This is a genomic window from uncultured Gilliamella sp., from assembly GCA_945271295.1.
Lineage (GTDB): Bacteria > Pseudomonadota > Gammaproteobacteria > Enterobacterales > Orbaceae > Gilliamella.
On sequence record CALYPG010000043.1, the window covers coordinates 1 to 8,463 of the forward strand.

Below are 8,463 nucleotides of genomic sequence, written 5' to 3' on the forward strand. Positions count from 1 at the left end.
AACGGAGCGGTGATAAAACCAAGCACACTAGAGAAAATACCGCCTAATAGATCAGTAAATGACGATCCTTCACCTAACCACGAATCAAAGAGTCCTTTGACAAAATTCCAAGCTGCTTTGAACGGCCATGTAATAAAATCAAAGATAGCCAAAAAGGTTTTGCCTATTTTATCTGTCGTTGAAGTTGAATCATCCTCCCAAATGTCGAATAGGTCATTAACGAATTTCCACGCGGCTTTGAATGGAGCTGTTATAAAATTCCAAATTGCCTTAAATACTGCTCCAATACCATTAACAACATCACCCGCATCAATACCTAGCCAATCCATTATTGCGCAAATAGCCTTGTATGCCATTCTGAATGGAAACGTAAGCACATCAATAATAAAATTAAAAATCTTACCGATTCTATCAACTGTTTTCTCTGCGTCTTCCTCAGACATACCAAAATACATTAAAATATCTTTAACGCCATTTTTGAAAAAATTAGTTATTTTACCCCAGAGATTAGAGAAGAAATCTTTTAAATTATCCCAGTTGTCATAAATCAGATAAGCAGCTAGTGCAATCGCTGTTATGATTGCTAAAATTGGATTAGCCATCATTATTCTGGCCAAACTTCTAACCGCAACACCTACATATTTAAGTCCTCTACCAACAAATTGCAACGCAGTGCCGGCAAAGTTACCAACAGATTTAAATGCAGAGCCAGCAAATTTACCTACAGATTTCAATACAGTTCCGGCAGATTTGCCAACGGATCTTAATGAAGTGCCAGCAAATTTACCTACAGATTTCAATGCATTTCCAGCAAGATTAGCAACAGAACTTAATGTAGTACCGACAGATTTACCAATAGATTTCAATGCAGTGCCAGCAGATTTACCAATAGATTTTAATGCAGCGCCGGCAGATTTAGCAATAGACTTCAATGCAGAGCCGGTAGATTTACCAATAGATTTTAATAAAGCACCGGCAGACTTAGCAACCGAAGTTATAATCTTCCTATGTTTATATAATTTTTCTAACAAATCTATAATGCTATTAACCAAGTCAATGTACTCTTTCAAAGCAGAGATAAATGTTCTTTTTTCGGTGTTCATTTGCACCATCAAATTATTAAATTTATCTGCTAGCTCTTGAGCTTTATCTATAGCATTATTAAATGCATTTACAATTATTTCACCATATAATTTGCCAACTTCAGCAATGATGAGTAATGTTGCATTTAAAGTTTTAAGTTCAGATTGGACTTGTTCGAGTGAGTTGCTGATTTTATCCATTGATTTGCTAATTACACTAATCGCGTCATTCAAATCTTTTTGGATTCCCTTTGCAATTTTCGAAATTTTGTCAGCGCCAGATTGTAATTTGTCTATTATTTGGGCAATATTACTGACTTGAGAGGTATCAATGCCTATTTTGTTTAAAAAATTTTCCGAACCCACGCTAGTTCTCCTTTGGTTTTTCGGCTAATTTAACCTCAGCTATTACATTATGCATTTCGATAACATCATCAAGTGAATAGACGGTCCTGAGTTCGTGGAGTGTGGCGTATTTATTTACGATTACACCCCACACAAACCAGTCTACATCGCTCTCTCCGCCACCGTCTCCAAGCTGAGCGTATTTAGATTGGATGCTATTCCATTTGGTAAAAAACCCAAAAAATGGAACTTTAACCCCTCAATAATGATTTGATAATAATGACTGCGATGGGTATTAAAAAATTTACCGGCTTCATCAGGTTTTTGGAACAAGACTTTATTGCCATTCTCATCTATGGCTGTAACATAATCTAAAATGAATTTTTCGATTTCGGCAAACTGCTCTGAACCAATATTAGAAGCCAATTGACCAATATCAAAGCCTGATTTACTATCATCTACTGAAAAACAGCCCTTTAAAAGAGCTGTTAATTTTTTAAGATATTTATTTGATTTGAAGAAATCCGCTTGAGTAAATGTATAAACTACATCATCAACATTATAATCTTTACTTTCCATTATAAACCACCTTTAATACTAAACTCTGCTTTAGTTGCCTTAAATGTCCATGTTACACCATTATGAGATGTACCTCGTGCATGCGTTGGTGGGGTAGTAAACCAGCATCCTGTCAGTAAAAACTCATCACCATTACGTAAATCTTTATAAGTGATTATTTTGCCGGTGGCGGTGGTTGGATTGTTAACCTGAGCATTACGTAATTGATTTAATTTTTCGTTGGTACCAGTATGTTGAAGGGTTTTAATAGTTATTGTTGCACCCCGATTACAAGCGTGGACAAATACGCCTTTTCCATTAATGCCATAAGTAACATCACCATCATCACCAATTGGTGCTATGCTGATTGAATCTTGAGCATTCTCATACCCTGTAATTTCTGTGCCGTCGATGGTTAATACGGCATCTTCTAGTGAAAATGATTTAGACATATAAAAAATCCTTATCGATTGAATTGAACAATAATATCGACGCTATGACCAGCACCGGCTAATTTAAGTGCGCAGTTAATTGGCATCATTTTACGTGCCTCTCTATCTGCTGTATCTTGCCTATCGAATGAATCAGAATAGAAGTAATAACCGTTGATTTGATCACCATAAGATAATTCACCAATATTACCAAGCGTCCATTTGCCCAGGCCTAAAAAACCATTATTAATAAATTGTTCCCCAATTACCTTAATTGAACTGATTAAAATTTCCTGACCTCGGTCGGTTTGTGGGATTTTAGTTGGTTGCCCTTGTAGGGTATTAAAAGCCTGCACTTGTACCGCGTTGATAAATGCATCTAATCCGGTAGTTTCATCTATAAACGTGCCACCAATCATTACTCCTTCTGCAAGCATATTAGTACCAGCATAATCAGTATAATAATTGATGCCTAAGCGACGGCATTTGGTGGCTTCGTTAATCGTGATTCGATCATCTGAAGTGACACTTACTTCTTGTTTAAATTTAACTGTTTTAGCCGTATTAATACCTGTCCAAACAGTTGTTAGGGCAATACCCATTAATTCAGCTGCAGCATGAGTATTCCCTTTGTTGTTATACTGTACCATTAAACGGCCGCTGTTACGTTTTGCTAACGTTTTTAATACGTTATCATCGGTATATTCAATATTGGCTGTTCTGGTTTCGGTATAACCTAGTACTTTTGCATTTTCAACACCTTGCGCCACCACCCAATCATGAGCTTCGACTAATTCATCATCATTAATCGTATTAGCAAAATAGACACCATACCAATTTTGATATTGATTTTGTAACTTACTTAAGGCTTCCGCTGGTGTTTCTTTAATATGAGTTATTGCATCTTCACCATTAATTAATACACCTTTACCGTCGATTAAATTGGTCATTTTGCCAATATAAGTGCCATCCAATTCTGCATTAAAAACGTAACCAAAATTAGCGCCTTTACCTTCCATTTTAGAAGATAAAATAAATCGATTACCCACAGAATCATAAACAAATTTGACATCAGTATTAGTTAACTTGTCATTTATAATTGTTGCTACATCATTCATGCTCGATACGCTTGAAAAATTCAGTTCTTTAACATCAATTTTGGTATCACCAAAATAGAATGATAAACAGCCATCAGTAATATTTTTAAATTGAATATATGACACGGCAAGCGTTGAACCGTTAATTTTTGAACTGATCGCAGATGTTGTTAATCCATTTTGTATGTATTTTGCAATAATTGCTGTTTTTGGTTTTGGACGAGCCGAAAATAATGCGGATGCAGCTCGATAAACATCAGATTTAGTGCCAAATTGTGATGCAACACTGTCAACATCTGATACTACAATGTAACGAGTATCGGCATTAGCAAATGCATCGCACATTTCGTTCGTGAAAATGGCAACTACGCTTAAATCGCGTTTTTGTGCACCTTTGGGTGTTTGTTGTAAAGTAACGTCTACAACTTGACTTAATGGTAAACTCATTTAATAACCTCTAATTTAAATTTTACGTTATCACCTCGCGGAATGCTGGTTTTAACGATTGGATTGATTGAAAAAATAAGATCGACCTGTGCATGTTGCTTAATTTCAACTTCACTGGTCATAGGTAAACTACGGATTTCAGAACATCGAAGATACCCCATGCTTAACTGTTTTAATCGTTGCCATACAGGCGTTAACTTCATAGATTCCGTCAATTTGCACAGCATTTCATAAGAATCGTTACCATAAGCATCAACTGTGATAGTGATCTCTTTTAATACTGATACAATTTCTTCTTCATCTTCTCCGTTATAACGAATTTCTGTGCCGATATCAGTTTCGTTAGTGTCAAAAACAGTTAAATAGTTATCGATATTAGAAACATCTTCTGTGTTCCTAACATCAAATATGATTGTTTCAGGTAACATTAAAATATCTGCAATTATGCGCCTGACTTCAATCATATCGAATCGCGAAACACTAATAATAGTCATCATTGCTCCGTGTTATATTTTTAAAAAAGTATTATGTCGTTGTATCTTTAAAGTATGGCAATAAACTATTCTAGTAAGGAATTTTGGTAAACCATCTTGACTACTAACAACTTTATATAGATTGTTAACTAATAGATTTATCGAAACTTTTATGTGCTTTTGCTATGCAATTTGTTACCAACAAAAAAGCTAGTTAAGGCAATTATAGGTAGGAAAAAGTTATTACCGATGGAACTAGGGTAGGAACATTTTTAGGTAACAATAAAATGATTAGCTATGCTATTAATTGATTGAACAATAAATTCGAAGCAAACATAATCTTCAATAAAAAAATAGTTATACTATTTTGGCAATTCATTCTTGTTGTAACAATAAATTAATTATCACTATTATTCCCCCCTTTACACATAAACTCTGTTTTGTTTTTAGGTGCAATTTCTTGACAATAATATTGTTGCCAACCGTCAATTATTGCTTTGTTGTAGTTAATTGCGTTGACGAGATTGTAATAATCTTGTCTAGAAGTTTTTGCAAGTCGTAAGGCTCGGTAAGCAATATCGCTGGTGGCGGTACTATCTCGCTCGATGGTTTCGACTTTGACGCGCAACTCGACAAGACCATTATCAATATCATTACGCAAATTATCTGTATTAGCTTGACCATTTTTTATCGTCTCAATGATATTCAATTCCAGTTGTTTAACGGCATTATTGCTCTGCTTATATTGTTCAAATTCTATTTCTACTTTATTCGCTGCAGCTATAGCAATTTGTTTACCTTGCCAACAATGATAAGCAAAATAGATAGCAAAACAGGCCACTAAAATACAAAATATAGGGGATAATTTATAAATACACTTTAATTTATCCATTATACTAATCCATTCAAATAAATTGTTTTACCGCCTTGCTTTATGGCGGTTAAAACTAGTTGACGATTGCAAGTTGGACTAAAGCCGATATGTACCCATTGATTATGTTCTTGAATGAGTTTATCAAACTGAACTCCCGCATCGATTAATCGTTGGCAAATCTGTTTAGGTGTACCAAATGGAGAATGAAAATCAACCGCTAACCCTTTAGTATGGGCACTGGTCGATACGCCCCCTACTCGTGCATTTAACGCCGGACAACGGTAACCAGAGGAAATAATTATTGGTTGCCCTAAGGCTTTTCTGACAAATTCTAATTTAATCGCAGTCAGTTGAATATTGGACATTAAATCAGTAGGTACTGAGTTATTAATCTTTAATCTGTCAGCTGTTAATGAGCGTGTAAATTCTTCTAATGTAAAATGTTCGGTAAGCTTCACTGTTCATCCCCTTTGGCTTTTTTTATTAATCGTTCTTCCAATGCTTTAATCAATGTGGCACCAGACCAACCCGCCAAGCCGGCAATACCACCGGCCAACTCAAAAGCCCAATTAAAATAACTGGCGGCAAGCACCACTAAAGCACCAGCAAATGTGGAAATAAATATTTGCGCTATCAACGTTCCTATTCGGAATTGGTCACCGTTCAAAATGTGATAACAGTAGCTAGCCAACGAACCAAGTGAAGTGATGATGAATAAATAAATGACAACGAGCCAGTTGACATTATCAGGGTCTTTTATCGGCATACGTTTAATCTTCATAATGTGCCTCCGTTTGAGGCTATTGAAATAAGAAAGGGTTAAGCAGCTTTTAGGTTAAATTATTATCTATGATTGTTCTGCCACCCCGAAAAACGAAACAACCCAATATTGGTGTTCAGGCAAATTTTGGATATAAAAAAACCGCAATTAAGCGGTTTAATTTAAAAATACTGTTAATAAGCGTTGATTTTATGCTACCTAATTGTCATTACATTTACAGTCAATTTTAACCTGAAAGCTGGCATTTAGACGAAATGAGAAAATTAGGAGAAATAAAAAAGCCCAACTAGGTAATTGGGCTTGAATTTCGCATATATAAAAATACATTATGGGGTAATTATACATGCGCATTTGCGCAAAGTCAACCCCCTTTAATCATAAAAATTAAAATATCATGATGCTTTTTTGAAAAACTCAAAAATATACCCTTTTATAAAGCATTCCGCTTCATTTAATAAATTAATAATATCATGAGGACGCCTACCTATAACTTTTGCTTGGGCATTACACGATATCCCCCTTAAATAATAAGCAGTTAAAACAACCCAATGTGAATAGTTGGCTTCTTTTAAACTCAAAACCGCATTATCTACCTCTTCGGCTTCAGTTTCAGTTAAATATTGGCGATGATCTATATCGCGCGGGGCACCTTCAAAACCTGATGATTTTGAGGGATATTCAGTTCCGATCCGTGTAAGCACACGGGTATTTTTCCAGGCATTTAAAATCTCTTTAATCTCTCTCATCTCATCTTTCCTTCTTATTCTTTAATTTCATTCATTAGTTAGTCAGGCTTACTCTGTTTAAGTTTTCTACTTCGTGTTCTTAGGTTTATATTGCTTTTTATCTTCTTTTGGTTTTTTAAATTTGGTATCAAACCAAATTGCCTAATCAATAGTTCTTGGCTTACTACCAATAATTAAATTGTTTCAATTTGTGCCCGACTTGCTTTTAACATTTTTTTTATCTTTGTAAGGTAAGTCATACTGTCACTTACCATAGATTTTTTACTTTTATACTCAAGCATCGAAAATGTATTTTCTGGTTTTGGCAAATTGTAATTAGCTTTTTCTTGAGTCAATAAACCCGTAAAAACAGCCCGATTAATTGCATCAAAGCGTTTTTGTTTATCACTACCTAATGACACAAAAGTTTCAATCGATTTACCATACATCAAAGATTCATTAACCATCCTTTCATAGGATTCAATAAATGTCCGCCTTGCACCTATGCGATCACCATTGTGATAAACAATCTCCGCAATTGCCCACGCTTTGGCCATCTCATTAGTCCAGACAACAGTGTTAGATTCATCACTAGCAAGAATGGCTATCGCCCAAGCTTCATCAGCTGATAAATGGCTTCTTGTGCCTCCCATCATTTTGATCAAATCAGCCGGTTTTGGCATAAATTGACTTTTACGAACCCAAGCATTTGCAGCTAATCGCAGCGACATAATTGGATATTGCCCAAGTGTCGACCAATAAATATTTACCTTAGTTGTACTAGCTTGCTGTCCATATAATTCAAGAAGCCCACCAATAACAGCTAAAAAATCATCTGTAATTTTTGCCATAACTAACTCCGCATACTGTCTAAAACAGCTCTATTTTTTTCTGCCAGAGTCATAAATTTGGATTGTTGTTTTATCTCAAATTTTTCTTTCAAGAGCCAATTTGCTTTAAATCCCGTCCATCCTTGAGCCATACATTCACTCAAGATACCATCGGTAGAAAATCCAAAAGCTAAACAATCATTTATATGTTTCATCAAGACAACTAATGCCGATTGGGTTAGTTCTGCTCGTTTGTTTTTCCTATGTTCAAGATAGTCATGCCAAACTTGTTCACTCGGTTGTTGAGCAAATCCCGATAAATCTAACTCTTTTTTATTACTATTTTTTGTAATAGTGTTTTTAATCATGTCTTTTGTAGTGGTACATTTTTTGTTATTGGTGGTAGTATCATTTTTTGCTAGTGCTTCCATGCATTTTTTGCTAGTAACATCATTTTTTGTTACTAGATTCATTTCATCACTTACCACAAAATACTCCGTAATTTCACCTGTATTTTTAATAGCTCTAATCAGATTTAATGCTAATAATTCGTTTAACGCTTTATAGATTGTTCTTTTGTCTTTTAATCCAAGATAACTAATAAATTGGTTAATACTAATTTTGTCACTATATTTACCCCAACCTATTGTTTTTCTTGTTATTAATAAATAACAACGCAAAGCGTTTGCGGACATATTAGCCATTAATTCGTCAACTAAAATATTGGGGATCTGGAAAGAATTAATAATAAAAATATTCATCACTCAATCCTCATGGAATATTGAGCAAGCTTTTTACCGTTTTCTGTTTTTATCATCCG

The 8,463-nt window shown here is 34.8% G+C and carries 11 protein-coding genes; all 11 read right to left on the reverse strand.

The window, feature by feature from the left end; genetic code table 11:
* On the reverse strand, positions 1-1,448 hold a 1,448-nt coding region (locus tag Q0K76_RS12765), incomplete at its 3' end, for a hypothetical protein (protein ID WP_294616058.1).
* A gap of 141 nt (positions 1,449-1,589) precedes the next feature.
* Positions 1,590-2,006: a phage tail assembly chaperone gene (locus Q0K76_RS12770; protein WP_294616059.1), complete on the reverse strand. Its 417-nt coding sequence runs from the start codon at positions 2,004-2,006 to the stop codon at positions 1,590-1,592.
* Positions 2,006-2,437, reverse strand: a complete 432-nt coding sequence (locus tag Q0K76_RS12775; RefSeq protein WP_294616060.1) for a phage protein — start codon at positions 2,435-2,437, stop codon at positions 2,006-2,008. Before Q0K76_RS12775 ends, Q0K76_RS12770 begins: the two co-directional genes overlap by 1 nt.
* Before the next feature lie 11 nt (positions 2,438-2,448).
* Positions 2,449-3,960: a DUF3383 domain-containing protein gene (locus tag Q0K76_RS12780; protein WP_294616061.1), complete on the reverse strand. Its 1,512-nt coding sequence runs from the start codon at positions 3,958-3,960 to the stop codon at positions 2,449-2,451.
* Positions 3,957-4,454, reverse strand: coding sequence for a hypothetical protein (locus Q0K76_RS12785; protein ID WP_294616062.1), 498 nt, complete (start codon positions 4,452-4,454; stop codon positions 3,957-3,959). The genes Q0K76_RS12780 and Q0K76_RS12785 overlap by 4 nt, the downstream gene beginning before the upstream one ends.
* A 376-nt stretch (positions 4,455-4,830) precedes the next feature.
* Positions 4,831-5,325 (reverse strand): lysis system i-spanin subunit Rz, encoded by a 495-nt coding sequence (locus Q0K76_RS12790; protein WP_294616063.1) that lies wholly within the window; start codon positions 5,323-5,325, stop codon positions 4,831-4,833.
* Positions 5,325-5,765 (reverse strand): D-Ala-D-Ala carboxypeptidase family metallohydrolase, encoded by a 441-nt coding sequence (locus Q0K76_RS12795; protein WP_294616064.1) that lies wholly within the window; start codon positions 5,763-5,765, stop codon positions 5,325-5,327. The genes Q0K76_RS12790 and Q0K76_RS12795 overlap by 1 nt, the downstream gene beginning before the upstream one ends.
* Positions 5,762-6,088: a phage holin family protein gene (locus Q0K76_RS12800; protein ID WP_294615338.1), complete on the reverse strand. Its 327-nt coding sequence runs from the start codon at positions 6,086-6,088 to the stop codon at positions 5,762-5,764. The genes Q0K76_RS12795 and Q0K76_RS12800 overlap by 4 nt, the downstream gene beginning before the upstream one ends.
* 392 nt (positions 6,089-6,480) lie before the next feature.
* Positions 6,481-6,834 (reverse strand): antiterminator Q family protein, encoded by a 354-nt coding sequence (locus Q0K76_RS12805; protein WP_294615335.1) that lies wholly within the window; start codon positions 6,832-6,834, stop codon positions 6,481-6,483.
* Between the two features lie 173 nt (positions 6,835-7,007).
* On the reverse strand, positions 7,008-7,664 hold the full coding sequence (locus tag Q0K76_RS12810; RefSeq protein ID WP_294616065.1) for a hypothetical protein: 657 nt from the start codon (positions 7,662-7,664) through the stop codon (positions 7,008-7,010).
* A gap of 2 nt (positions 7,665-7,666) precedes the next feature.
* Positions 7,667-8,404 carry a replication protein gene (locus Q0K76_RS12815; protein ID WP_294616066.1) on the reverse strand — a complete coding sequence of 246 codons (738 nt, stop codon included), beginning with the start codon at positions 8,402-8,404 and terminating at the stop codon, positions 7,667-7,669.
* Positions 8,405-8,463 lie beyond the last annotated feature (59 nt).